The organism is Hyalangium versicolor (genome assembly GCF_020103695.1).
Classification (GTDB): domain Bacteria; phylum Myxococcota; class Myxococcia; order Myxococcales; family Myxococcaceae; genus Hyalangium; species Hyalangium versicolor.
The window spans coordinates 729250-753415 of record NZ_JAHXBF010000002.1; the positions used below are offsets into that span (position 1 = coordinate 729250).

At 68.0% G+C, this 24166-nt stretch carries 23 protein-coding genes; 13 read left to right on the plus strand and 10 right to left on the minus strand.

What is annotated here, in order from left to right; all coding sequences use genetic code 11:
• Positions 1–214 precede the first annotated feature (214 nt).
• From KY501_RS06400 to KY501_RS06415, 4 genes are all read left to right on the plus strand, one after another.
• Positions 215–751: a GNAT family N-acetyltransferase gene (locus tag KY501_RS06400; RefSeq protein WP_224361654.1), complete on the plus strand. Its 537-nt coding sequence runs from the start codon at positions 215–217 to the stop codon at positions 749–751.
• 90 nt (positions 752–841) lie between these two features.
• Entirely contained in the window at positions 842–1759 is a 918-nt protein-coding gene (locus KY501_RS06405) for a hypothetical protein (protein ID WP_224361655.1), read from the plus strand.
• Positions 1760–1834: 75 nt separating this feature from the next.
• Complete coding sequence (locus KY501_RS06410) at positions 1835–4078, plus strand: type IV pilus twitching motility protein PilT (protein ID WP_224361657.1); 2244 nt, start codon at positions 1835–1837, stop codon at positions 4076–4078.
• A 10-nt stretch (positions 4079–4088) separates the two neighbouring features.
• On the plus strand, positions 4089–5192 hold the full coding sequence (locus tag KY501_RS06415; RefSeq protein ID WP_224361659.1) for a type IV pilus twitching motility protein PilT: 1104 nt from the start codon (positions 4089–4091) through the stop codon (positions 5190–5192).
• Positions 5193–5224: 32 nt separating this feature from the next.
• Here the strand turns inward: KY501_RS06415 and yoaA are convergent, their stop codons facing one another.
• Positions 5225–7195 (minus strand): DNA repair helicase YoaA, encoded by a 1971-nt coding sequence (gene yoaA / locus KY501_RS06420; RefSeq protein ID WP_224361661.1) that lies wholly within the window; start codon positions 7193–7195, stop codon positions 5225–5227.
• A gap of 283 nt (positions 7196–7478) precedes the next feature.
• On the opposite strand from yoaA, the gene KY501_RS06425 reads away from it, so the two are divergent.
• The 3 genes from KY501_RS06425 (at position 7479) to KY501_RS06435 (ending at position 9130) form a co-directional block, all read left to right on the plus strand.
• Positions 7479–8120 carry a hypothetical protein gene (locus KY501_RS06425; RefSeq protein ID WP_224361662.1) on the plus strand — a complete coding sequence of 214 codons (642 nt, stop codon included), beginning with the start codon at positions 7479–7481 and terminating at the stop codon, positions 8118–8120.
• Positions 8121–8147: 27 nt separating this feature from the next.
• Positions 8148–8567, plus strand: a complete 420-nt coding sequence (locus KY501_RS06430) for a hypothetical protein (protein WP_224361664.1) — start codon at positions 8148–8150, stop codon at positions 8565–8567.
• A gap of 119 nt (positions 8568–8686) precedes the next feature.
• Entirely contained in the window at positions 8687–9130 is a 444-nt protein-coding gene (locus tag KY501_RS06435) for a hypothetical protein (RefSeq protein WP_224361665.1), read from the plus strand.
• Between the two features lie 4 nt (positions 9131–9134).
• Here KY501_RS06435 and KY501_RS06440 read toward each other — a convergent pair whose 3' ends face one another.
• From KY501_RS06440 to KY501_RS06460, 5 genes are read right to left on the minus strand one after another with little or no spacing between them, the layout of a single operon-like run.
• Positions 9135–10514, minus strand: coding sequence for a YncE family protein (locus tag KY501_RS06440; RefSeq protein WP_224361667.1), 1380 nt, complete (start codon positions 10512–10514; stop codon positions 9135–9137).
• 23 nt (positions 10515–10537) lie between these two features.
• Positions 10538–11095, minus strand: a complete 558-nt coding sequence (locus KY501_RS06445) for a response regulator transcription factor (RefSeq protein WP_224361669.1) — start codon at positions 11093–11095, stop codon at positions 10538–10540.
• A gap of 13 nt (positions 11096–11108) precedes the next feature.
• Complete coding sequence (locus tag KY501_RS06450) at positions 11109–12431, minus strand: ATP-binding protein (RefSeq protein ID WP_224361671.1); 1323 nt, start codon at positions 12429–12431, stop codon at positions 11109–11111.
• A gap of 1 nt (position 12432) precedes the next feature.
• Positions 12433–13176 (minus strand): hypothetical protein, encoded by a 744-nt coding sequence (locus KY501_RS06455; RefSeq protein ID WP_224361673.1) that lies wholly within the window; start codon positions 13174–13176, stop codon positions 12433–12435.
• Complete coding sequence (locus KY501_RS06460) at positions 13173–14150, minus strand: site-2 protease family protein (RefSeq protein ID WP_224361675.1); 978 nt, start codon at positions 14148–14150, stop codon at positions 13173–13175. The genes KY501_RS06455 and KY501_RS06460 overlap by 4 nt, the downstream gene beginning before the upstream one ends.
• Positions 14151–14367: 217 nt before the next feature.
• Here KY501_RS06460 and KY501_RS06465 point away from each other — a divergent pair, with 217 nt between their 5' ends.
• The 4 genes from KY501_RS06465 to KY501_RS06480 all read left to right on the plus strand — a co-directional run bounded on the left by KY501_RS06465 (position 14368) and on the right by KY501_RS06480 (position 17369).
• A complete protein-coding gene (locus KY501_RS06465) occupies positions 14368–14718 on the plus strand; it encodes a hypothetical protein (RefSeq protein WP_224361677.1) in 351 nt (116 codons plus the stop codon).
• Positions 14719–14805: 87 nt separating this feature from the next.
• Positions 14806–15585: a hypothetical protein gene (locus KY501_RS06470; protein ID WP_224361679.1), complete on the plus strand. Its 780-nt coding sequence runs from the start codon at positions 14806–14808 to the stop codon at positions 15583–15585.
• A 58-nt stretch (positions 15586–15643) separates the two neighbouring features.
• Positions 15644–16360, plus strand: a complete 717-nt coding sequence (locus KY501_RS06475; protein WP_224361681.1) for an HAD family hydrolase — start codon at positions 15644–15646, stop codon at positions 16358–16360.
• 79 nt (positions 16361–16439) lie between these two features.
• Complete coding sequence (locus KY501_RS06480; RefSeq protein ID WP_224361683.1) at positions 16440–17369, plus strand: lipid kinase; 930 nt, start codon at positions 16440–16442, stop codon at positions 17367–17369.
• Positions 17370–17371: 2 nt separating this feature from the next.
• Here KY501_RS06480 and KY501_RS06485 read toward each other — a convergent pair whose 3' ends face one another.
• From KY501_RS06485 to hrcA, 3 genes are all read right to left on the minus strand, one after another.
• Positions 17372–19294 carry a potassium transporter Kup gene (locus tag KY501_RS06485; RefSeq protein WP_224361685.1) on the minus strand — a complete coding sequence of 641 codons (1923 nt, stop codon included), beginning with the start codon at positions 19292–19294 and terminating at the stop codon, positions 17372–17374.
• Positions 19295–19431: 137 nt separating this feature from the next.
• Positions 19432–20589 carry an MBL fold metallo-hydrolase gene (locus tag KY501_RS06490; RefSeq protein ID WP_224361686.1) on the minus strand — a complete coding sequence of 386 codons (1158 nt, stop codon included), beginning with the start codon at positions 20587–20589 and terminating at the stop codon, positions 19432–19434.
• A 63-nt stretch (positions 20590–20652) separates the two neighbouring features.
• Positions 20653–21690 carry a heat-inducible transcriptional repressor HrcA gene (gene hrcA, locus KY501_RS06495; protein ID WP_224361687.1) on the minus strand — a complete coding sequence of 346 codons (1038 nt, stop codon included), beginning with the start codon at positions 21688–21690 and terminating at the stop codon, positions 20653–20655.
• Positions 21691–21901: 211 nt separating this feature from the next.
• Between hrcA and KY501_RS06500 the strand changes: the two genes are divergently transcribed.
• Both KY501_RS06500 and yedA read left to right on the plus strand, forming a co-directional pair.
• A complete protein-coding gene (locus KY501_RS06500; RefSeq protein WP_224361688.1) occupies positions 21902–22378 on the plus strand; it encodes an aromatic-ring-hydroxylating dioxygenase subunit beta in 477 nt (158 codons plus the stop codon).
• A 100-nt stretch (positions 22379–22478) separates the two neighbouring features.
• On the plus strand, positions 22479–23459 hold the full coding sequence (yedA, locus tag KY501_RS06505) for a drug/metabolite exporter YedA (protein WP_224361689.1): 981 nt from the start codon (positions 22479–22481) through the stop codon (positions 23457–23459).
• 46 nt (positions 23460–23505) lie between these two features.
• Here the strand turns inward: yedA and KY501_RS06510 are convergent.
• A partial coding sequence (locus tag KY501_RS06510) for a hypothetical protein (protein WP_224361690.1) occupies positions 23506–24166 on the minus strand: 661 nt, incomplete at its 5' end.

Below are 24166 nucleotides of genomic sequence, written 5' to 3' on the forward strand. Positions count from 1 at the left end.
ACGCTCGTTTCTTATAGTGAGGGTGTCACCCAATGAAAAGCCGCCTGGTGGGGTAGCAAGTGGCGGATGGGGCGTGATTGGAATGGGGCGGGCAGGTGAGCAGTTTGCCAGGGTCCGGCACCTCACACAGTTGAGGGGAAATGTGCGCGGGAAACACTGCGTGCATGGCCACCGGTCGAACGGTTAGGATCGCAGCGGACGGAGGAGCAAGGCGATGACGATGAAGCAGGTGGACCCAGGCGCGGAGGTCGGAGCAGTCCCGGTGCTGGATCCGAGCAGCCTGCCCAATGATCTGAACTCGGCGGTGAAGGTGTCCAACCCCACCGACGAGGACATGGGTACGGTAGCGGCCCTGCGCGCCAGCTCCGATCCCTGGAAAGGCCGGGGCGAGACGCAGGAGGAGAGCCTCCAGGCGCTCACCCAGCTTCGGCCCTTCCTGCATGTGGCGAAGCTGCAGAACCAGGTGGTGGGCTACATCACCGTGGAGCGCGACGGCCCGGTCCCGGGCGCCGCGTACATGCGCAACATCGTGGTGAGGCCGGATCTGCGCAAGCGCGGCCTGGGCATGGTGCTGCTCAACCACGCGATCCAGGTGGCGCGAGACATGTACCGCAAGACGATCGCGCTGCGCGTGGACCCGGCCAACGGGCCCGCGGTGAGCTTCTACCGCAAGGCGGGCTTCACCACCGTGGCGACGGTGGTGTCCAAGAAGTCTGGCAAGCTCCGCCTGCTGATGTCCCGCGAGCTGTAATCCGCGTGCGGACGGGAGGGCGCCCCCAGCGTCTCCTCCTGTCTCGCCGCCCGAGGCGGCCCTTCTCGGGGCCGCCAGCGAGTCCCTTCCATGACCACCTCTGCCGAGCACCTGCTGGCCGGCCCCTGGGGCCTGCCCGGGAACCTCGATGCGGAGCTGGCGCGCGCCCTGGAGCAGGAAGACTACGGCACCGCGCTGGCCCTGCTGCGCGATACCCTCCCTCCCGAACCCTCCCCCCGGCTGCTGGTGCTGCTGGCCTTCGTGCGCTTCCAGGATGCGCTCGAGGTGATGGTGACGGAGTTGGTGCCTGCCTGTCAGGAGGCGCTGGCCCTGCTGGAGAGGGCCTCCGAAGCGGGGGTGCCCGTGGAGGCCGTGGCTCCGCTGCGCGAAGAGGTGGAGCGCGTGCTGGCCGAGGAGACGGTGCGCGAGTTGGCCGCCGAGCGCATGACGCCCGAGCGTGCGGAGGGGGCCCCTCTGGAGGAGGTGCTCGAGGCCGCCAGCCGCCTGCGTGCCACGCATCCCGCCCGGGCCGCCGAGCTCTTCCTGCTGGCCGCCCGCCAGGATGATCCCGAGCGTGCTCCCATCCACCGCGCCGATGCGGGCATCGCCCTGCACCAGGCTGGCCGCACCGCCGAGGCCCGTCCGCTGCTCGAGGCGGCGCTTGCGCTCGACTGGCGCACTCCGGCGCTGTGGCAGGACAGCCTGCACGTGGACTGGGCGGGCACGCTCCTGCTGGAGCAGGCCCATGCCGCGCGAGATGCGCAGGCCTTCGACACCTTCTGGGCCCAGGCGCTCGCGCAGGGCCGGCAACTCCACCGCCCCTTCCCCTCGAACTGGCTCAACCAGGAGCGGCTGCTCACGCTGCTGATCGCTCGCGGAGATGGTCCTCGCGCTACCTACGTGGCCACCCGCATCGAGGCCAGCCGCCACTACCTGCCGCGTGCGCTCGCCGCGCAGGTAGCAGAAGCGCGCACCCTCGCCCGCCGCCAGGCAGGTCCTCAAGCGTGAGATGTTTCGCAGGGCTCTGCGATATCCTACGAATTATTCGTTTTTCCTGACCTCCGAGCGGATGCTGATCCCCGTATGAAGCCCATCGCGGAGTTGCTGCGCTACCTCTCGCACCCGGCGATCACCGAGATCGCTCTGACGACGGGGCGCTGCCCGATGATCAAGAGCGTCAACGGCTACGAGCCGGTGGACAGCGCCGTGCTGACGGACGAGGAGCTGAACCGGACGCTGCTGACCATGGTGGGGCCGGCGCGCGCGGCCGCGGTGTCCGAGAAGCCGATGAAGTGGTCGGTGCGCGCCGAGGGCGTGGCCACGCTGGCGGTGGTGGCGGTGCGGCGGGGCGATGGCCTGAGCATGCGCGTGATGCGCACGGGCGATGGCGCTCCGAAGCCCGCGGAGACTCCGGCACCGGCCGAGGCCGCCAGCGAGCCCGTGGAGCAGAGCCCCGCCGAGATTCTCGACGTCTCCGCCCCCGTCAATCCGGACGAGGTGGTTCCGCCGCCCGTTGCGCCGCTGATTCCTCCCGTGCGCCGTCCGTCCGTGACGGGGCTCCGGGTGATCAAGGCGGGCTCGCCTCAGCCTCCGGCGCCGCCCCCGGCCGTGCCCGCGGTGCCGGCTGCACGGCCACCGCAGACACTCGAGCCGCTGGTCTTCACGCCCGCCGGTAGCATCCAGCCGCCGATCGCCGCTTCGCTGATCCCGCCGCCTCCACCGCCGCCCGATCCCCCGGCGCTCGAGGTCACCCCGGCTGTCTTCGGGCCGCCCCTCGGCATCCAGGATCTGGTCCGTCCGGATCCTCCAATCCCCACGCCGCCGCCGGTCAACGAGCAGATCTTCGCGCCGCCGCCGCCGATCGCCTCGGAACTCTTCGCTACTCCGCCGCCGGTCGACGCGCAGATCTTCGCTCCGCCACCGCCGCCACCCGCGATCACGCCTCCCGCCATCCCCAAGGGGCTGGTTCCGCCTCCGCCGCCGATTCCGACTCCGCCCGTCGAGGCCCTCTCCGAGGTCTCCTTCGACGACACGGTGCCCCCTCCCCGCTCGGAGATCTCCTCGATCGACATCACGATCCAGGAGGAAGAGGAGGAAGAGGAGGAAGAGGAGAAACCGAGCCCGGATCACACGCCTCCGGTGGCGTACCGCCCCGCCCTGCCACCCCGCACGCGTCCGGACTTCTGGAGGGATCTGCCCGCGCTGATGGAAGAGGCGCGGCGCGTTGGCGCGAGCGATCTGCACATCGTCTCGGGGCGGCCCGCGATGTTCCGTGTCGCGGGGGAACTGAAACCGGACGGCGAGCCCCTGCCTCCGAAGCGCGTGGAGCAGATGGTGCTGTCCCAGGTGCCGGCCCGGCTGCGTTCGGCGCTGGATCAGGAAGGCAGCTGCGACTTCGCGCTCCAGAGCGAGGCGTACGGGCGCTTCCGCGTCAACGTCTGCCGCCAGCGCACGGGGCTCAAGGCCTCGTTCCGCCTGCTGTCCAAGGACCTGCCCTCGCTGGAGGCACTCGGGCTGCCGCTGGATCTGGCCCTGGCGACGCGCCACTCACACGGGCTGATCTTCATCACGGGCCCGGCTGGCCACGGGAAGTCGAGCACGCTGGCGGCGCTGGTGGACATCCTCAACCGCGAGACGAAGCGTCACATCCTCACGGTGGAGGACCCGGTGGAGCACCTGCACCCACGCAAGCGGGCCCTGATGAGCCAGCGCGAGGTGGGGACGAACACCCGCTCCTATGCGAGCGCCCTCGAGGGTGCACTGCGTGAGGACGCGGACGTCATCGTCGTGGGCGAGCTGCGCGACACGGACACGGTGCGCCTGGCGCTGAACGCGAGCGAGACGGGGTGTCTGGTGCTCGCGACGATGAACACGCCGAACGCGGTGAAGACGCTGGAGCGGCTCATCGCGATGTTCCCAACCGTGGAGCAGACGCGGGTGCGGTTGACGCTGGCCGCGCACCTTCGGCTGATCGTGAGCCAGCGGCTGCTGCCGACGACGAATGGCATGGGGATGGTGGCGGCGACGGAGGTACTGCCGGGCTCGGCGAAGCTGGGCCAGTTGCTGCGAGAGAACGAGCTGCCGCAGCTCCCCGCGCTCCAGCAGCGGGGCCGAGGGCTGGGTGCCATCCGGCTCGACGAGTCCCTAGCGGATCTGGTGCGCTCCGGGAAGACGATGCTGGAGATCGCCAAGGGCCTGGCCGAGAACCCGGAGGGGCTGGAGGCGCTGGTGGACGGAACCGCCCCCGAGTTGCCGCCCGAGCCGGGCTCGAACGGAAGGAAGCGGGGCAACCCGGTCGGCTCGCTGATGGGCCGCAAGAGCGCATGAGGGCCCGACGATGACCGCCACGCGCATCTCCGCACTCTTCGACGCGCTCCTGGCCGAAAAGGGGAGCGACCTGCACCTGAGCATCGGGTACCCGCCGCTGGCTCGGATCCGCGGCAAGCTCACTCCGCTGAGAGAGGGGCCGCTCACCGATGCCGAGGTGGAGGGGATGCTCTTCGAGCTGATCGCGCCCGAGCAGAAGCTGCAGATCACCGAGGAGTTGGACCTGGACTTCTCCTACACCTACGGAGCGAAGGCCCGGTTCCGCGCCAACTACTTCTATAAGGTGACGGGGCTGGCGGCGGTATTCCGAGCCATTCCCAGCAAGGTGCAGTCGCTGGAGGAGCTGAACGCGCCGGAGGTGATGCGGCGGCTGGCCGAGCGACGCCGTGGGCTGGTGCTCGTCACGGGCCCCGCGGGCAGCGGCAAGACAACGACGTTGGCGGCGATGGTCCACCACATCAACCAGACGCGGCCCGTGAACATCCTCACGATCGAGGATCCCGTGGAGTTCGTGCACGAATCGCTGCGGGCCCAGGTGACGCACCGGGAGGTGGGGCCGCACGCGCCCAGCTTCGCGGCGGCCCTGAAGTCGGCGGAGCGTGAGGACGCGAACGTGGTCCTCGTTGGCGAGCTGAGCACTCCCGAGGAGCTGCGGCAGGCCCTGCGGCTGGCGAGCTCTGGCGTGCTGGTGCTGGGTTCTCTCTATGCGCTGGGCGCACAGGCCACCCTCGAGCGCATCCTCCACACGTTTCCGGAACCGGAGCAGGCGGAGATCCGCGAACTTCTGGCGGACAACCTGGCGGGCATCCTCTCGCAGCAACTCCTGCGCTCGATGGACGGCAAGGGGCGCGTGCTGGCGCTGGAGGTGCTCCTCGGTGGGGGAACCGTCGCGGCGCTGATCCGTGAGGATCAGGTGTCCCAGCTCACGAGTCAGCTGGAGGCAGCGGAGGCGCTGGGCATGCAGACGATGGATCAGCACCTGGAGCGGCTGGTGGCGGCAGGTGCCATTACGCCCACGGACGCACTGGAGAAGGCCGTGGATCGCGAGGCGTTTGCCCGGACCCTCCAGCGGCTCAAGCCGGACTTCGAGCTGCCCGAGGACGTCCGCATCTAGCGCCCAGCAAGAGCACGTAGGCCGGGGCGCGCTCAGTTCGAGTCCGCGTGGAACCAGCGCCGGAGGTCGTCGAGACCTTCCACGCGCTGGGCCCGCGGGAGGCTCTCCAGGAAGGCCCGCCCGTAGGGCTTCGTGACGATGCGGCGATCGAGCATCGCCACCGCGCCCCGGTCCTTCTGCGTGCGGATGAGCCGCCCGAAGCCCTGGCGCAGTGCCAGCGTCGCCTGAGGGAGCTGGTACTGCTCGAAGGCCTCCTCGCCGCGCGCTTCGATCTGCTTGATGCGCGCCGCGACCAGCGGATCCCCGGGCGAGGCGAACGGCAGCCGATCGATGATGAGCAGGCTCAGCGCATCGCCGGGCACGTCCACGCCCTCCCAGAAGCTGTGCGCGGCGAAGAGCACGCTGGGCATCTCCCGGAACGCCTCCAGGAGCTGCTGCTTGGGACGCTCACCCTGCTTCAGCACCTGGTAAGGCAGCCGCGACTTCGTCAGCTCGTAGGCCCGCTCCAGGTTGCGCAGGCTGGTGAAGAGCACGAAGGCCCGCCCTCCGGAGACCTCGCACAGTTGGAGGATCTCCTCGGCCACCGCCTCGATGAAGCCGGGTGCCGCAGGATCCGGCAGGTGCGTGGGCAAGTAGAGCGCTGCTTGCTGCGTGAAGTCGAACGGGCTCGGCACGGCGATCGTCCGCACCTCCGCCACCGGGACGCCTTCGTCGTCGTACAGCCCCATGCGCCGCGCGAAAAAGTCGAACCGCCCCTCGGCCGCCAGCGTCGCCGAGGTGAACACCACCGTGTCCACGCCGCCGTAGAGCCGCCCGCGCATCTCCTTGGCTACGTCAATGGGACTGGCGCGCAGGAACACGCCTCGCCCCCGGGACTCCGCCCAGTACACGTGGTCCGTGGAGTCCGCCTTCTCCAAGAAGGTCAGCTCCTCCGCCATCTCCGAGCCCCGGCGTGCCAGGGCCAGCATCTCCGGCTCGCGCTCGCTCGAGGTGAACGAGGACAGTGCCGCCAGCGCCTGGCGCACGAGTTCCAGCGGCCCGGCCAGCGTCGCCATCCGGTCCGGCTTCAGCGGCACACCGCCCTCGGCCCCGGCCAGACCGAGCACTCGCGGCGCCTGGGTGAAGAGCACCTCCGCGTGCGTGCGCACCCGCGCTGACAGGGCTCGCAGCGTGGTGAAGCGCGAGTCCGTCTCCGGCAGCGCCGCCACCGCATCCCGCGCCAGCTCCTCCAGCCGATGGTTGGAGATGCTCGTGCCGAACTGTCCGCTCGCCGCGTCCTCGAGCGCGTGCGCCTCGTCGAAGATGACGGCCTCGTACAGGGGCAGCACGCCTTCGCTGCGCCGGCCCGCGCCCTTGAGCGCCAGATCCGCGAAGAAGAGGTGGTGGTTCACCACCAGCAGGTCGGCAGACTCCGCCTCGCGCCGCATCCGCGTCACAAAGCACTGTTCGTACAGCGGGCACTTCGTGCCCACGCACGTGTCCGCCGTGGCCGACAGCCGGGGCCAGGCGCTGAAGTTCTCTGGAATCTCCAGCTCGGCACGGTCGCCGGTCTCCGTGCGACCCGCCCACGTCTGGATCATGGGCCAGTAGCGCACCTCTTCGCGCGAGCCGAAGGTCGGATCCTTCGTGAAGGCGTTGAAGCGCTGCAGGCACAGGTAGTTGCCGCGCCCCTTGAGATAGGCGGCCTCGAACTCCAGGCCCATCCGGTCCTTCAGCAGCGGCAGGTCCTTGTAGAAGATCTGGTCCTGCAGCGTCTTCGTGGCTGTGGAGACGACCACCCGGCGCCCGGACAGCAGGGCGGGAACCAGGTAGGCGAGCGTCTTGCCCGTGCCCGTGCCGGCTTCGGCCAGCAGATAGCTGCGCTCGGTGAAGGCGCGTTCCACGGAGCGCGCCATCTGGAGCTGCTCCGGGCGGTGCTCGTACGCGGGCAACGCGGATTGGAGCGCACCACCCGGGCCCAGCAGGGTATCGACGTTGAACGAGCGAACGAGCGTAAGGGCCATCGGAGGAGAGCCTCGGTCCAACGAGGCAGTCGGACAAGATAACAGCCAGACGAGCCGGAAAGATCGGTACTTTTGGAGCTCCTTGCTCGGCTGCTCGCGCCGAGGTTCTCCCAAGGGGGAGACTCTGCGCCGAGGTCGGTGTGCAGGCGCCCTGCTCGTGTGGGTACGAACCTCCCTTGCTCAGACCCGAGAACGATTCGGTTGGCGCAAGGCCCTTGCGGGCCTGTAAAAATCGACGCCCGAACGCACCCAGGAGCTCCGGGCAGTCCTTATGCGGCATGGCGTGATCTTCTTGCTGGTGGGGTGGGGCCTTGCAGGCTGCGCCAGCGCCCCCCAGCTCCCCAGAGGCGCCTCCGCTCCTGGCAATGAACAGGACTACGGCTTCAATCAAAACGGATTCGTCTGGGTTCGTGGGCCATGGACCGCCATCCAGCCTTCTCGCGACATGGACGAAGTCATCGACCAGCTTTGTCCCGCAGTCATGGAGCTCCCTCTCGCCACATTCGGGGACTACGGCCGAGAGTACTGTGGGGCCATCTACACCCTCGGAGAAGGGACTTATTACGCCAGCAAGCCCTCACCCCTGCGCAAGAAGGACCGGAAGGAGCCCGCTTCAGACAAGACGTGCATTACCCCCCGGTACGTCATGGATCAACGAGGGCATGCGATCACTCAACTCGATTATCACGGCCACCCTTGGCGGACATCACGCATGTCGGACAAAGACCGGGAAGGGCTCCGTCAAATATGGCCGATCCGCATCCAGTTCGACGGCCGATGCACCATCCAGAAATTCATTCCCAATCCGGGCAGCTCGCGTCCGGGTGAAGTCTACGAACGCCGTGGCAAGACCTGGGTCCTCATTGGCCTCGTCAACCCCGAGGACAAGCTCTCTGGCCATATGACCCCCATCACCGGCCCGTGACGTCACGCAACCCGAGTTGGAGGAACCATGCGTAGCACTCTGCCAATGTTCATAGGGCTCGTCCTCACGGCTTGTACGCACACGAACTCATCCTTATATGTCCCACCCGAGGAGGCGGCGTGGTTCAAGTTCCCGTACGAGCTTCCGGATACCGGAAATCAGACCGTGCCCGGTGCCATGGCCGTCGCGATTCAACTCGCGATGGATGACTTCCTGCCGCGTGACACGAAACCCGAGCGCGACACTTCGCCACAAGACGTCTGCCTTCAGCAGCGTCAATCCTATGACGTGAAGGCCGCACCAGGTTCTGCGGACATCATCTGGGTCGACATCTCGCTGAGCTCCGGCGCATGCACCCGAGGACCAGGCCCGTTGCTCGACATTGGCGCGACATATGCCATCGATAAAGCTCAATGGCGCATCCTGGCCGTGCGCTCACTACAATGAGACGGAGAACGGCGGCCGACATGAGACACCTCGTTCTTAGCCTCCTTTGCGTTGCAGCCTCCGCCTGTACGGCTCCGCGACGGCTCGTCCCCCATGCCTCCCCCGAGGAAGCGGCCCGAGTGGAATTTCCCGCGATGGACATTCCCGAGGAAGGGAGTGTGCGCATCAACGGGAACGCCGCCGCCTCAATCCAACTCGCCATGGAGGATTTTCTCTCCTGGGAAGCAGAGCCTACGCAGTCTCCCATCCAGGTGTCTCCGTGCTTGACCCACCGTGAGTCCTACGATGTGACCACTGCGCCCATCCCCGATGGGGTCATGCTGGTGCGCTTTGACGTGAACACGGGTGTCTGCCAGCCGGACGACCAACTCCTCGACATCATCACATACGCCATCGACATCCGGACGATGCGCATCATCTCGCGCGAGATACGCACACGCCCCAATCCCACCTTCCGCCTTCCAACCCCGGTTCCTTCAACAGCTCCTACTCAACCCCCAAACCCGGAAGCTCCAGCCATAGCACCCGAGGCGCCCCCCTCTCCCACCCAACCAGGTCGCTGACGCATCAGGGGATGGGGCCCACCTGCTCACTCGGCCCGGTGTCGGTGCCGAAGAGGCTCATCGTCCGCGCGTTCACCGGGAAGGTCAGCGTGCGCTTCACCGTGAGCGAGGCCGTGTCGATCTCGCTGACCGTGCTGTCCACGTTGTTCGCCACGAAGAGAGAGCGCCCATCCGGCGAGAGCGCATCCCCGTGGATGCCAGTGCTCAGCCCCACCGGAATGGACTCGCGCTGGACCAGCACGTACGGGCGCGAGACATCCACGACCAGCTCCTTGCGCACGTGCGAGCTGACATCGTCGGTGGCAGCCGAGGGAGTGATGAACAGCGTCTTCCCATCACGGCTGAGCACGAGGTGCGAGCCCTGGGCCCTCGCCTCGTCCGTGCCCTCGAGCTTCGAGTCGCACGCAGGCCCGCTGTAGAACAGCGGCAACTGGCCGACAAGGCTGTCCGCAGCGGCATCCACCAGCGCGAGCTGCCCGATCTGGCAGGAGGCGCCAGCGGGGTTGGAGCTGCCTTCGCGCGGAGTCTCCTGCAGGGAATAGATGAAGCTGCCATCGCGCTGCGCCACGGTGTGGCCTCCTCCCTTGCCGCCCGTGTAGAGCAGATTGAAGGAAGGAGACGGCGCATCCACATTGATCGAGAGGATGACACCAGGCCCCGTGAGGTTGCAGTACGCCCGGCCCGAGAGCTTCGACGTGGCACAGCCATGCGGCAGGACCGGAGTGCTCAGGTCACAGGCAAAGCCCAACTCCCCCGCGGAGAAGGTCCGCACCTTCTGGATGTTCTTCACGTCCGAGTAGTCGAACACGCTCACCACGTCATTGCAGTCGGCGATGTTGCTGATGACGACGCGCTCACGCGTGCTGCTGAAGCTGGCCATGTGGTGACCGACGCCCAGGCGCACCTCGCCCACTCGCTGGAGATACGTGGGGCTGCCTGGCGTGACATCCACGAACAGCGCGGTGGAGGAATCCGCCTTGCCGCCACGTCCATCGTTCAGCGTGAGCCAGTAGCGCTTCCCGTCGCGCGTCGGGCTCACATACGAGTGCGTCGGCCGCTCGCCGCCCATGGACGAGGAAGAAAAGCGGGCACGCTCCTTCAGCGTATGCCCATCCACGGCAAGCACCTCGTCACGGCTGGTGAGGTGGAGCATCACCGTGCCGTCCTCCAGCACCTGGAGATCCGAGGGGCTCGAGACATCCTGCACCACGCCCTCGCGCTGCGTTCCCGTCTCCACGTCGAAAGAGACCAGGGTGCCCTCCGAGGCCACGAAGAAGGTGGGCTTCAGCGACTCGGGTTCGGGGTTCGGATCCGTGTCCGGGCTCGAACCACCCCCACACGCCGCCAACGAGAAGACAGCATCCAACAGCAGCAAGGTTCTCATCCGACGTGACATGGAGGAGAAGCCTACTGCGCGGGCGGGTACTTCTGCAGCTTGCGCTGGAGCGAGCGCCGGTGCAGCCCCAGACGCCGGGCCGCCTCGGAGATGTTGCCACCGCAATCAGCCAGGACCCGCTGGATGTGCTCCCACTCCGCCCGAGCCAGCGAGGGAGCCTGTACGTCCTCGGCCACCTGGGGACTGGGGTCTCCGAGACCCCGCGCCAGCGCCACGAGCAGATCATCCACATCCGCCGGCTTCGGGACGTAGTTGAGCGCCCCCAACCGCACCGCCTCCACCGCCGTGGCGATGCTGCCGTAGCCCGTGAGGACCAGGATGCGCGTCGAGGCATCCATCGCGTGCAGCTCGCGCACCAGCTCCAGCCCGCTGCGCCCCGGCATCCGCAGATCCACCACCGCCAGCTCCGGAGACTCCTGCCGTGCAATCTCCAGCGCCTCATCCACCGAGCCCGCGGTCACCACCTCGTAGCCGCGCTCGCGGAAGGCGCGTGCCAGCCGCTCGCGGAACACCTCATCATCATCCACGAGCAGCAGAAAGGGGGCGTCGGAGGCTCTCGAAGGCAACATGGTGTCTCCGGGCTCACGCACCCGAGGGCTGGACAGTCGCCCCCTCGGCCTCCGAGGACAACGGGGCAAATTGTCGCAGGCGCTCCACCGGCCACGCCATCTCCACGCGCGTGCCCTTCCCCGGCACCGAGCGCAGCTCCAATCTCCCGCCCAGCTGATCCAGCACCGCACGCGCCAGGAAGAGGCCCAGCCCCATGCCCTCGCCCGGAGGCTTGGTGGTGAAGAAGGGCTCACCCGCGCGCGCCAGCACCTCCGCCGGCATGCCCTCGCCCGCGTCCTCCACGGACAGCCGCCAGCCCTGCTCCTCGCGCACGAGCGCCAGCCGCACCTGGCCCCCCGAAGGCGAGGCCTGGAGCGCGTTCTTCACCACTCCTCGGATCGCATGCGTCAGCGCCCGCGCCGGCAGCGTCACCTCTTCCTTCCCCTGCAGCCCGCCCGTCTCCACCTGCACGCGCTCACGGCCTCGCAAACCATCCAGCGCGCTCTCCAGCAAAACCACCGGCGTCACCGCGACAAAGGCCTCACCCCGGCTTGCGCCCGCATCCGCGGCCATCTGGGCGAGGATGTCGTGGCAACGCGCCACCTGCTGGCGGATCAGCTGCGCATCCTCCCGCCCCGCAGGGGACAACTCCGCCCGCCGCTCCAGCTCTCGCGCCACCACGGCGATGGTGGACAAGGGCGTGGACAACTCGTGCGCTGCGCCAGCAGCCAGCGTGGCAAGGGCCGCCAGCTTCTCGTTGCGCGCCGTCACCGCTCGGGCCGCCACCAGCTCCGCCTCGCGCTCAGCCAGAGCCCGAGTCACGCGCTGCACGAAGTAGACGATGAAGCCCGAGGCCACACCGAAGGCCAACCACATGCCCTCCAGGTGCAGCGGCACATCATTGATGTGGTGATGATGAACGCCTCCGGTAGCGCCGCCCGGCACCCACAGGTGCCGGAAGAACAGGGCCCCGAAGCACCCGAGCGCCAGCGTCACCAACGCCCATGTCCACCGCGCGTGCAGCACCACCGCCGCCAACGCGATGTGCACCAGGTACAGCGTGCTGAACGGGTTGAAGGGGCCACCGCTCAGGTCCAACAGCACCGTGAGCACCCCCACGTCCAGCGCCATCACCGCCCACAGCATCCACTCGCGAATCTCGCGAGGCCGCCGGGCCCACAGCCCCAGCGCCACGTTGCTGGCCGCGCCCACGCCCACCGTGGCGAACAGCGGCACCAGCGGCAGCGGCATCCCCACTCCCAGGTCCGCCAGGAGGATCAGCACCACCTGCCCCACCACCGCGCCCCAGCGCAGCTTCAGCAGCCACGAGAGGTTGATGGCGTGCGCGTCCCGCACCTCACGACCCTCCGAAGGACATCCGGAACTGGCGGAAGATGAGGAACCCCATCACCATCAGGACGATCAACAGAATCAGCGCGACCAGCAGCTGCCCCCGGGAAGAGGTGGCCGGCGTCGCGGACTGCCGGAGCGACACAGGCGAGGCCGAGGCCAACCGCACCACCTCATCCCGCCCGCGCTGCGCATAGAGATCCTCCGGCGCCTGCGCCAAGCGGATGCGGTACAGGCGCCCCGCCATGGCCAGCTCGCCGCGCCCCACCGCGAGCGACAGCAGCCGATCGTGCGCGTCGCGATCGTCCCACCGCTCCAGCACGGAGAGCCACGCGGCCCGGAGGGGCTCTGTCACCTGCTGCTCGACCGGATCGAAGTTGGCGTACACCAGGCCGCACGAGGCGCAGGCCGCCGCGTCCTCCCGCCGAGCCGCGATGCACTTGGGACAGAAACCGGCGGGCACCGCGAAGGGATCTCCCGAGCGCGCCAGCTCCGCCGCCTCCCTCACCTGCCCCTCGGAGGGCCGCAGCGCCACCACCTTCAGCGCCGGCGCCGCGGTGGTGCGAGGCGCGGGCACCGGAGGCGAGGCCTGCTCCGCGCTCGTCTGCGCCACGGCCGCCGCCAGCGCCTCCTCGGGCCGGGCGCGGCTCTCCTGGCCGCAGCGCGCGCACGTCATCACCAGCACGCCCAGCTCCACCCGGAACGCCGCCGGGGGCGCGAGCCGCTCGCATGCATCGCAGAGGTACCTCATGAGAGCACCTGACGGAGAGGAACAGGCATGGCACAGCCAATCAACGCCACCAGGCACAGGGCGCAGATCCACTTGCGCCCGCGGCTCAGCGGCACCTCCGGCTCTACCACCTCGGGATGCCCGAAGCCCACCACCTTGCTCGTCACCACCAGCCACACGCCCCACGAGGCCGTGGCGAACAGCGTCAGCATCAACAGCACCAACGCCACGCTCTTGCCCACCCACCGCGCGCGCGGCCCGAACATCGCGAAGGCCAGGTGCCCACCGTCCAGCTGTCCCACCGGCAGCAGGTTCAGCAGCGTGACGAGCAGACCGAACCACCCGGCGATCACCACCGGGTGCACCAGCACGTCCTTGCCCTCGGGCAGAGGCCCCACCGTCAGCCTCGTGAGCCCCTGCATCAGCAGGCTGTCTCCAAAGATGAGCTGCATCTGCCCGGTGAAGCCCTGCTCCGGCGCGGGCGTGGCGTGGGTCAGCTTCGCCATGACCCACGTGAACAACTCGCGCAGCAGCACCCAGAGTGAGTTCTCTCCCGGAAAAGCCGACTGCACCGCCGGTGCGTCCACCACCCGCGAATGGCTCAGCCCCCAGAAGAGGATGGGCAGCGCCACCACCAGCCCCGCCAACGGCCCCGCCGCGCCAATATCCACCAGCGCGTTCCGGTTCGGGATCCGCCCGCGGATCCGGATCACCGCCCCCAGCGTCCCCACTCCCACGTAGGGCAACGGGATGAAGTACGGCAATGTCGTATCCACTCCATGGATGCGCGCGAGCACGTAGTGCCCCATCTCGTGCGAGCCGAGAATGGCCATCAATGTGAGGCTGAAGGCGAGCGACTCCACCCGCAGCTGCTGTAGATCCTCGCTGCCCCCGAAGGACCAGGAGTACGCGCTATAGGTGGTGAGCACCGTCAGCGCGAACAACAGCAGGTGCAACCAGAGCCGCGAAGCGGGACGGGCGGTAACAGTCTCCATGAGGTGCTGTTGATCTGGCTACCAAGGCCCCCCTTCCTTTGCAACGCAAGGACCGGAGCCGGGAAAAGGGGGATTCTGCCCTGAACTGATCTTGACTCTGAGCCTGAACCTGCTACGAACCGCGCGCGCTTGAGGGGCGATGACTCAAGGGGGGGCTCGATTGGTTGATCCCTCTCTCCACTTCCTCACAAGCCAACTCTCTGGGAGGGAAATACAAATGAAGAAGGCCATTCTGTCCGCCGTTGCCGCGATGAGCCTCGTGGCTTGCACCAGCGTCGAGAGCGCCGTCGTTTCTGGCGCCGAGATTTCCGCCAACGGTGGCGAGGCCGTCGCCGTGGTCCAGGCCAACGCCCTGGGCCTGACCGCCATCTTCCACATCGTCGACCTGGTCCAGAGCGACCTCGACACCGTGGTGAACAAGCTCCTGGTTGCCGAGGCCAAGGCCATGGGCGCCTCCAAGGTGGACCTGAAGGGCGCTGGCACCACCCCCCGTCACGGCATCTACGCCCTGTTCGGCGGCATCATCGGCGTGACCAGCTCCTCCGCGTTCGGCGTCGCCGTCAAGTAAGCCCCGCGAAGTTGCTGTCTCTTGGAAGGCCCCCTGGCAACAGCGGGGCCTTCTTTCGTTTCCACCCCTGCTGTCTCCGGCCTCCCCATGCGCGCCTGTGTCCTGTCCCTCGCCCTCCTCACCCTCGTGGGCTGCAGCAAGCAGTCCGAGGAGACCGCGCTGCTGGCCGAGGTGAAGCGGCGCCTGTCCGAGCGCGACGCGCGGCTGACCAGCTACCGGCTCGAGGGCAGCATTCGCGAGGAGGGCTCGGAGCCGGTGGCCATCACCTTCGCCTATCGCGCACCGCAGAAGATGCGCGGCTCGCTGGGCGCTCCCATCTCCCGCACCTTCTCGTGGGACGGCGAGCGCCTCTTCGAGCTCAGCGACACGGAGAAGCGCCTCACCACCTTCCAGAACGAGCTGACGCCGGAGCAGCGCGCGGGCTTCCTCACGGAGACGTTCTCGCCCTTCACCCCCGAAGGCTTCCGTCCCCCCCTGCTGCCGTCGGACCTGCACGTGAAGAAGAGCTCGAACGCGCGCGCCCCCGAGGCCGTGGAGCTCACCGCGAAGGTGAACGAGCCCGGCGCCGGGAGCGTGGAGCTGGCGTACACGCTGCGCTGGCCCTCGCTGGACTTCCTGGGCAAGCAGACGCGCCTGGGGGATGGCACCATCGTCGAGGTTCGCGTCGAGGAGGAGCACTGCGAGAAGGCGATCGAGCTCTGCGTCCCCCAGAAGCTCACGCGCTGGAACAACGGCGCCAGGTTTGGCGAGACGACACTCTCCACCGTGGAGCTCAACCCGACGCTGCCCAATGACACCTTCACCCTCGTGGCTCCCGAGGGTTACACCGTGCAGACGAAGACACTGACGAACGCCGCCGGGAAGTAGCGCTGCGCCTTGCCCCCCGGCCGCACCGTTCCCACCTTCCGGAGCGGAGGTACGGGGAATGGTGCAGAACGTCATCTTCGACGTGGATGGCACGCTGGTCGACTCGGTGGACGAGCATGCCGAGGCCTGGCGCCGAGCCTTCCTGGAGTTCGGCCGGGACGTGCCCTTCGCGCACGTGCGGAGCCAGATTGGAAAGGGCGCTGATCAGCTCATCCCCGTCTTCTTCAATGACGAGGAGCTGGCGCAGTTCGGCAAGGAGCTGGAGGAGTACCGCACCCAGCTCTTCCTCAAGGACTTCCTGCCGAAGATCCGCCCCTTCCCGAAGGTGCGCGAGCTCTTCCAGCGCCTGAAGAAGGAGGGGCGGCACGTGGCCCTGGCCTCCAGCGCCAAGAAGGAGGAGCTCGAGCACTACGTGAAGCTGTGCCGCATCCACGGCCTGTTCGAGGAGGCCACCAGCAAGGACGAGGTGGACAAGAGCAAGCCCCACCCGGACATCTTCGAGGCCGCCCTGAAGCGGCTGGGCAATCCAGACGTGGCCACCACCGTCGTCGTGGGAGACACGCCATATGACGCGCTGGCCGCAGGCAAGCTGAGCATTCCCACGGTGGGCGTGCTGTGTGGAGGCTTCCCGGAGGATGACCTGCGCGCCGCGGGCTGCCGGGTGTTGATGAAGGATCCGGCGGAGCTGCTCGCTCGCTTCGAGGCGTCTCCGCGCAACTGGCCCTGGGGCGAGGCGGGGATGCCCGCGGCGCCCGAGGACGAAGAGTCTCGCTGAAGCATTTCGCAAGGAGGATCCACTGGAAACAGCACTCATCGCGCCGCCGAAGCGCCGCTCCCTCGAGGACGGGCCCGCGGTGCTGGTGGTCAATACGAAGTCCCGCTCGGGCCGGGAGGCCTTCGAGGCGGCCCGGGAGGCGCTCGCCGCGCGCGGCGTTCCGCTGCTGGGCAGCCATGCGCTCTCGAGCCCCGACTGGATGCCCCGGCTGCTGATCGAGGCCGTGGAGCACGGCGTGCGGCGCATCCTCGTGGGCGGAGGAGACGGCACGGTGAGCAACGCCGTGTCCCACCTGCTCGGCCGGGACGTGACGCTGGGCGTGCTGCCCCTGGGGACGGGCAATGACTTCGCACGCTCCCTGGGTATCCCCGCCGACCTGGAGGCCGCCTGTGACGTGATCGCCGAGGGCTTCACGGCGCGGGTGGACGTGGGTCTGGCCAATGGCAGGCCGTTCCTCAACGCGGCGAGCATGGGCCTGGCCACGACCATCGCTCGGCGGCTGACGAAGCGCATCAAGCAGCGCATCGGCAAGCTCGCCTACCCGGTGGCCGCCGTCTCCCATCTCCGGGAGCAGCAGCCCTTCCGCGTGCGGATGAAGGCCGATGATCAGTCGCTCGAGCTGGACGTGCTGCAGCTCGTGGTGGGCAACGGGCGCTACCACGGCGCGGGCAACGTGGTGGCTCCGGAAGCGGCGCTGGATGATCACCGGCTGCACGTCTACACCATCACCGCTCCCTCCTCGGAGTCCGGGAGGGAAGGCACGGGCCTGGGCCAGCTCGAGGATCTCGCGACGCTGGCGCGCGTGGCCATGTCCCTGCGGAGCGGGGAGCACGTGGAGCACCCGGCCGTCACCTACCTGAGGACTTCACGGCTGTACGTGGAGGCCGAGCCGTCCCAGGAGATGAACGCGGACGGGGAGCTCATCGGCCACACCCCGATGCTCTTCGAGGTGGTGCCCTCGGCGCTGCGCGTCTACGCACCCGCGCCGGCCGAGCCCACCAAGCACTGAGCCTACAGCTCCACCTGGGTGCCCAGCTCCACCACGCGGTTGGGCGGGATGCGGAAGTAGGAGGTGGCGCTGCGTGCGTTGCGGCTCATCCATGCGAAGAGCGACTCGCGCCACGCCGCCATCCCCGGCTTCTTGGCGGGGATGAGCGTCTCTCGCCCCAGGAAGAACGAGGTGCTCATCAACTGGAACTGCAGCCCCTCCTCGCGCCCGCGCTTGAGGATGTCCGGGATGCTGGGGTTCTCCATGAAGCCGTAGCGCGCGATCATCCGCACGAACCCCTGTTCCAGATGCTCCACCTCCACGCGCTCCTCGGAGGGCACGTGCGGCACGTCCTCCGCGAGGATCGTCAACAGCACCACCTGCTCGTGCAGCACCTTGTTGTGCTTCAGGTTGTGCAGCAGCGCTGGCGGGGAGCCCTCCGGGTTGCCCGTCATGAACACCGCCGTGCCCGGCACCCGCAGCGGGGCGTGCTCGCCCTTGAAGCCCTCCAGCAGATCCTTCAGATCCATGCTGGCCACGCGCAGCTTGCCGGCCAGGATCTCCCGCCCGCGCTTCCACGTCGTCATCAGCGTGAAGATGAACGCCGCCAGGGACAGGGGAAACCAACCCCCTTCGGTGATCTTCACGACGTTGGCTCCGAAGAAGGCCAGGTCCACCACCAGGAAGAGTCCCGCGATCGGGATGGCCACGGCCCGGCTCACGTTCCAGCGCTCGCGCGCCACGACATAGGTCAGCATCGTGGTGATGCCCATCGTCGCCGTCACCGCGATGCCATAGGCGCCCGCCAGCGCGCTCGAGGAGCGGAAGCCCAACACCATGAGGACGACGCCGACGAGCAGCATCAGGTTGAGGCCGGGCATGTAGATCTGCCCCATCTCCTCGGCGGAGGTGTGCACCACCTCCATGCGCGGGCAGTAGCCCAGCTGCATCGCCTGCCGCGTGAGCGAGAAGGCCCCGGAGATGAGCGCCTGCGAGGCAATCACCGCGGCGCCCGTGGCCAACACCACCAGCGGGTAGAGCGCCCATGAAGGCGCCAGCAGGTAGAAGGGGTTGCGCGCGGCCTCGGGATCCCTCAGCAGCAGCGCCCCCTGCCCAAGGTAGTTGAGCATCAGCGCCGGCAGCACCAGCACGAACCACGCCAGGCGGATGGGCCGGTAGCCGAAGTGCCCCATGTCCGCGTAGAGCGCCTCGCCGCCCGTCACCACCAGGAAGACGGCGCCCAACACCAGGAAGCCGTGGCTGCCATGCTCGAGCAGGAAGCGGACGCCATGCACCGGAGACAGCGCCCATAGCACGGCGGGGTTGACCACCAGCTCCTTCACCCCCAGCCCCGCCAGCACGACGAACCACAGGCACATGAAGGGCCCGAACACGATGCCGATTCCCCCGGTGCCATGCCGCTGCACCAGGAAGAGCGCCAGCAGGATGACCAGGGTGATGGGGACGATATAGGAGTGGAAGACAGGCGTTGCGACGCTCAAACCCTCCACCGCGCCCAGCACCGAGACGGCCGGGGTGATGAGCCCGTCCCCGTACAGCAGCGCCGCGCCGAACAGCCCCAGCATCCACAGCAGCGGTCGGCCCTGGCGAGGCTCCCGGCTGCCCTTGGGCCGCTGCATGACGAGCGCCATGAGCGCGAGGATTCCGCCCTCGCCCCGGTTGTCCGCCCGCATGACGAACAGCAGGTACTTCACCGAGATGATGACGAAGAGCGCCCAGAAGATGAGCGAGAGCACACCCAGCACGTTGTCGTGGGTGGCGGGAATGCCGTGCTCACCGGTGAAGCACTCGCGCAGCGCGTACAGCGGGCTGGTGCCAATGTCCCCGTAGACGATGCCCAACGCCCCCAGCGCCAGGAGCGTGATGCGGCGCGGGCCTTCCGGAGCCACAGTCGGAGAGACGGGGGCTCCATGAGTCACGTTCATGGGGGCCCCGCTTAGGCTGAACCCTGGCCCCGAGCAATGGCGGCGGGGCCAGGTGCTGTTTCAGCTTTCAATCACAACGGAAGTCCTGGCCTTAGGTAGCAGACACTGCGTGGACGTGCGCACCCCTACCGCGCCACTCAGTTCAGCTGCGTGGAGACGATGGGGTCCTGCGCCCCTGTCTTCCAGGGCAGCTCCGGCCACCAGCGCTCGAAGGCAGGTGGGGCGCCCGGCTCGACGCTCTGGCCCGGCCTGGGAGCAATGACCATCTGGCCCGAGCTCCCGGCCGCCGCGATCGCGCGCTCGATGGGCTCGGTCCAGCCATGCATGGCGAGGGCGAACAGCCCCCAGTGAACCGGCAGCAGCACACGTCCCCGGACCCACTGGTGCGCGAGCACCGCCTGCTCGGGGCCAATGTGCCAGTCGGGCCACGTCCGGTGGTACTGCCCTACCTCGATCATCGTCACGTCGAAGGGCCCCAGCCGCTCGCCGATGTCCTTCATCGCCGGCAGCAGTCCCGTGTCGCCCGAGTAGTACGCGCGGTGCCGGGGCCCGAGGACCGCGTAGCCCGCCCACAGCTTCGCGTCCTTGTCGATCACGTTCCGCCCCGATGCATGGCGCGCGGGCGTGCAGACGATCTCGAGCCCACCCACGCGCGTCCGTTCCCACCAGTCGAGCTCCACGATGCGAGCCTCGGGCACTCCCCACGAGGCCAGGTGCGCTCCCACCCCGAGCGGCACAATGAAGGTGGTGTTCCAATCCTTCATCGCCGAGATCGTTCCCTGGTCGAGATGATCATAGTGGTCATGGGAGATGACGACGGCGTCGATGTTGGGAAGCTCCGCGAACGGAACGGGCGGGGAGTACCACCGCCGAGGCCCCACCCAGCTCAGCGGAGAGGCACGCTCGCTCCAGATCGGATCCGTGAGGACGCGATGACCGTCGATCTCCACCAGCACCGAGGAGTGCCCGAACCACGTGACGCGCAGGCCCGTGGTGGGCGGCGTGACGAAGCGCTGGCGATCGCCCGCCACCGCGGGCACCGGTACCCGGGGGCTCACATCGGGGCTGGTCTCCTGAAGGGCCGCCATCGAACCCCAGAGATCGTTCTTGAGCGGCTGCGGGTTCTCGAAGTGGCCATCCTTCCACTGCGGTGAGCGCTCCATCCGCGCGCGTCGCTCTCCCGTGGCCCGGCTCCCCAGCGCCGTCCATGCATCCGCGAGGGTGGCCACCAGGGCGATGGCCAGCAGCGCACCGGTCCACCGCGCCCCACGAGCCACCCCGCTGCGCCATGTCATGCTCTTCACCCGTTCCCCATGGAAGGGGGCCATCCTATACGCGGAAGGCGCGAGCGCAGCTGCTCAGCTCTGCTCCAGCACGCGTGAGAGCACCTGGGCGGTGAAGTTCACCAGGGGGATGACACGCTGGTAGTTCATGCGCGTGGGCCCGATGACGCCCACCGAGCCAAGCACCTGCTCGCGGCTGCCGTACGGGCTGGCGATGACCGTGAGCTCACCAGCGGCGGAGAACTCGCTCTCCGCGCCGATGAAGATCTGCATCTCCCGGGCGCGCTGCACGCGATCGAGCAACTGCAGCAGCTTGTGCTTCTCATCCAGCGTCTTGAAGAGGGCGCGCATGCGCTCCACGTCCGCGAACTCGGGCTGCTCCAGGAAGGAGCCGGTGCCCTCGATGCGCACGCGTCCAGCCTCGGGCGTCTGGAGATCCGTGGCGGCCGCGCCCAGCTTGAGCGCCTTGGCCGTCAGCACGTTGTAGAGCGCCTGCTCCTGATCCATCTCCTGGCGGATGCGCTCGCGGGCCTCCTCCAAGGGCACCTCGCGCAGCAATTCCGAGAGGTAGTTGGACGCCTTGAGCAGCTCGTCCGAGGTGACGGGGAAATCCACGGTGAGGACCTTGTTCTGCACCTGCCCGTTGTTGCCCACGAGCACGGCGAGCACGCGGTCCTCGCGCAGCCGGACGAACTCCACCCGGTAGAACACCGCCGCCTCCGGGCGCGGCGTGATCACCACGCTGGCGTGCCGAGTGAGCGAGTGGAGGATGCGGCTGGCCTCTCCCAGTGTCTCCTCAAGGCTGGTCTCCTGAACGAGCCCGGCGTGGATGAGCTCCCGATCCTTGGGCGCTGGCTCCTTCAAGCGCACCATCGTGTCCACGTAGAAGCGATAGCCCCGATCCGTGGGCACGCGGCCGGCCGAGGTGTGGGGCTTCTCCAGGAAGCCCAGCTCCTCCAGGTCCGCCAGGACGTTGCGGAGGGTGGCCGAGGAGACGTCGAACTCCGCTTTGCGGCTGAGGTGGTGGCTACCTACCGGGCCCCCGGTGGTGATGTACTCCTGCACGACGGCGCGCAGGACTTCCTTCTCTCGCTCACCAAGCTCTTCCGACATCCCAGATCACGCTCCAGACAGCCGGCTGTCCTCTCGGGCAGGACGCACCTCGAGGACACCTCAAAGTCTAAGGAGGTCTCCGGGTCGGTTCAATCCCAGGGCGGCTGGCAGCCTGCCTGCCGCCCGTCAAGCCCCGGCAGCGCCCGGGCCGCCCTTTTTCGCGCTCTGCCCGATTGAAGCCAGGGGGGCAGGTGGCTTGAGATGAAGCCCCATGTACGACGACGCTCTCGAGGTCCGCCACGCCGCTGAGTCCCTGTTGTACCGCTACGCCACGTGCCTGGATGACGGGCCATTGGAGCACTGGCCGCGCTGTTTCACCGACGGAGGGCACTACCGGCTCATCCCTCGGGAGAACCTGGTCCAGAACATCCCCGTGGCGCTGATGCACTGTACCTCCAAGAACCAGTTGGAGGAGTGCGTGAACACCTTGCTGCGCTCCCACGCCACCGTTCCCTACGCCTGCCGCCATCTCTATACCAACGTCCAGGTGGAGGCGCCGCGCGGGGGGCGCACCTCGGTGCGGGCCAACTATGCCGTGTACCACACGGTGGAGGAGGGAGAGGTGGACCTGCTGAGCATGGGGCGCCTGGAGGCTCGGGTGCTGCTGGAGCCCCTGCCTCTGTTCGAGCGCATGGACGTCATCTACGAGATGTGCCGGCTGTCGGGACTGAAGGTGTACCCGCTTTGACGGGGCGGCGAACTGTGCCGGTCGCGGAGGGATTCAACTGCCCTCGGGTCCAGGAGCGCACATCGCCTGGGGGAGTTTGACGGGTTAGAAGTGCGGCGCCTTGTCCTCGACCGCTCCCTCGCTCTCCGCTTCGCTTCACGCTGAGTCCACGCCCGCGGATCCGCAGAAGGGGTTGCTCCTCTTCTGCCTGTTCGCGCTGTACGTCATCTGGGGCTCTACGTACCTGGGGATCCGGTGGACGCTGCAGGGAGGCTTCCCGCCGCTGCTGCTGGGAGGTCTGCGCTTCACGCTGGCGGGGACGCTGCTCTACGCGGTGCTGCGCTGGAGGGGCATGCCTGTTCCCACGTGGCGGCAGTGGCGGGCGGGGGCCTTCACGGGGTTCCTGTTGCTCGCCATTGGCAATGGGTGCGTGGCGTTCGCCCAGCAGTGGGTGCCATCGGGAGTGGCGGCACTGGTGGTGGGCAGCATGCCGCTGTGGGCGGCGCTGTTCGGCGGGTTGTATGACGGGGTGTGGCCAGGCCGGGCCGAGCGCTGGGGCCTGGCGCTGGGCTTCTTTGGCATCGTCCTGCTGAACAAGGGGGGCGAGTTGGGTGAGCACTGGGGCGCGGTGTTGGCGCTGCTGCTGGCGCCGGTGAGCTGGGCGTTTGGCTCCATCTGGGGCAAGCACAGCCCGTCCATGCCGAAGGGGTTGATGGCCACGGCGACGCAGATGCTGTGCGCCGGCGCGATGCTGGTGGCGGCGAGCTTCGCCATCGGGGAGCGCATGCCCGCCGTGCCGGACACCCGGGCGCTGGCGGCGTTCTTCTATTTGGTGGGCTTCGGCTCGCTCATCGCGTTCAGCGCCTATGGCTACCTGCTGCGGCATGCGCGGCCGGCGCTCGCGACCAGCTATGCGTATGTGAACCCGGTGGTGGCGATGCTGCTGGGGATGGGCCTGGGCGGAGAGACGCCGGGCCCGTACGCCTTCGTCGCGATGACGGCCATCCTCGTGGCGGTGATGCTCATCACCCGCAAGGCTCCGGCGCCGACCTCACAGCCCCGCGTGGCGGTGCCCGAGAACTCCGCGAGCCGAGCCGCGTGAGAGGAGTCTGGGGAGCCATATCCTGGAGGAGCCTGCCGGTTCGGTGTCAGTGAAACCAGGTGGCGGGCAGTTCAGGCACTCTCGTCGGCTTGCGATGGTGCTCGTGGTCGTAGAAGCACTCGGGGCCGAGCTGAGCGATGATCTGCCGCTCACGCGCCATGCCTTCAGGTGTTCCCGCCTCGGTCGGTAGTTCGTAGGGCTGGACCAGCGTGATGCCGTCGCTCAGTTCCTGCTTGAACTCACCGGGCAGCGAACGAAGCCGCTCTCCGAAGAATTCGGCGAACAGAGGGCCGTAGAAGTTGCGCCAGAACAGGCCCGTCAACCCCTCACTGTAATCGCGCAGCGTGTAAGTCTCGAGTTGACCAACCCCATCTGGGGCTGGAATGAGACGGCTCGTCTTACTCAGGAGATCATCCTTCACTGCGGTATATGCCAAGGGTGAATTCAAAAAGCGCATGAGCGCGGCCACCTGGCTCATCTGCGCCGCCGCCCCAGCGGGAGTATTCCCCTTACGCGCGGAACTCACCCATATGAGGCTACCCGTGTATGGAGGAACATCAGGCCTGGCCGGATGCAAGAATAAGAGGTCGCTGTCAGTTCGCGCAGCGACGCAAAGGGTGCTTCCTTCCTCGTAGAACGCGACGAGCGACGCATAGTCAATGCACCGTGAGGCAACCTTTCTCTCAAGGAAAGCATCACCATATCTC

What these genes read in the sequence shown, in the direction of transcription:
- KY501_RS06400 (WP_224361654.1), top strand. Translation starts at nt 215, where the DNA reads ATGACGATGAAGCAGGTGGACCCAGGCGCGGAGGTCGGAGCAGTCCCG.
- KY501_RS06405 (WP_224361655.1), top strand. Translation starts at nt 842, where the DNA reads ATGACCACCTCTGCCGAGCACCTGCTGGCCGGCCCCTGGGGCCTGCCC.
- KY501_RS06410 (WP_224361657.1), top strand. Translation starts at nt 1,835, where the DNA reads ATGAAGCCCATCGCGGAGTTGCTGCGCTACCTCTCGCACCCGGCGATC.
- KY501_RS06415 (WP_224361659.1), top strand. Translation starts at nt 4,089, where the DNA reads ATGACCGCCACGCGCATCTCCGCACTCTTCGACGCGCTCCTGGCCGAA.
- yoaA (WP_224361661.1), bottom strand. Translation starts at nt 7,195, where the DNA reads ATGGCCCTTACGCTCGTTCGCTCGTTCAACGTCGATACCCTGCTGGGC.
- KY501_RS06430 (WP_224361664.1), top strand. Translation starts at nt 8,148, where the DNA reads ATGCGTAGCACTCTGCCAATGTTCATAGGGCTCGTCCTCACGGCTTGT.
- KY501_RS06440 (WP_224361667.1), bottom strand. Translation starts at nt 10,514, where the DNA reads ATGAGAACCTTGCTGCTGTTGGATGCTGTCTTCTCGTTGGCGGCGTGT.
- KY501_RS06445 (WP_224361669.1), bottom strand. Translation starts at nt 11,095, where the DNA reads ATGTTGCCTTCGAGAGCCTCCGACGCCCCCTTTCTGCTGCTCGTGGAT.
- KY501_RS06455 (WP_224361673.1), bottom strand. Translation starts at nt 13,176, where the DNA reads ATGAGGTACCTCTGCGATGCATGCGAGCGGCTCGCGCCCCCGGCGGCG.
- KY501_RS06460 (WP_224361675.1), bottom strand. Translation starts at nt 14,150, where the DNA reads ATGGAGACTGTTACCGCCCGTCCCGCTTCGCGGCTCTGGTTGCACCTG.
- KY501_RS06465 (WP_224361677.1), top strand. Translation starts at nt 14,368, where the DNA reads ATGAAGAAGGCCATTCTGTCCGCCGTTGCCGCGATGAGCCTCGTGGCT.
- KY501_RS06470 (WP_224361679.1), top strand. Translation starts at nt 14,806, where the DNA reads ATGCGCGCCTGTGTCCTGTCCCTCGCCCTCCTCACCCTCGTGGGCTGC.
- KY501_RS06475 (WP_224361681.1), top strand. Translation starts at nt 15,644, where the DNA reads ATGGTGCAGAACGTCATCTTCGACGTGGATGGCACGCTGGTCGACTCG.
- KY501_RS06485 (WP_224361685.1), bottom strand. Translation starts at nt 19,294, where the DNA reads ATGAACGTGACTCATGGAGCCCCCGTCTCTCCGACTGTGGCTCCGGAA.
- KY501_RS06490 (WP_224361686.1), bottom strand. Translation starts at nt 20,589, where the DNA reads ATGACATGGCGCAGCGGGGTGGCTCGTGGGGCGCGGTGGACCGGTGCG.
- hrcA (WP_224361687.1), bottom strand. Translation starts at nt 21,690, where the DNA reads ATGTCGGAAGAGCTTGGTGAGCGAGAGAAGGAAGTCCTGCGCGCCGTC.
- KY501_RS06500 (WP_224361688.1), top strand. Translation starts at nt 21,902, where the DNA reads ATGTACGACGACGCTCTCGAGGTCCGCCACGCCGCTGAGTCCCTGTTG.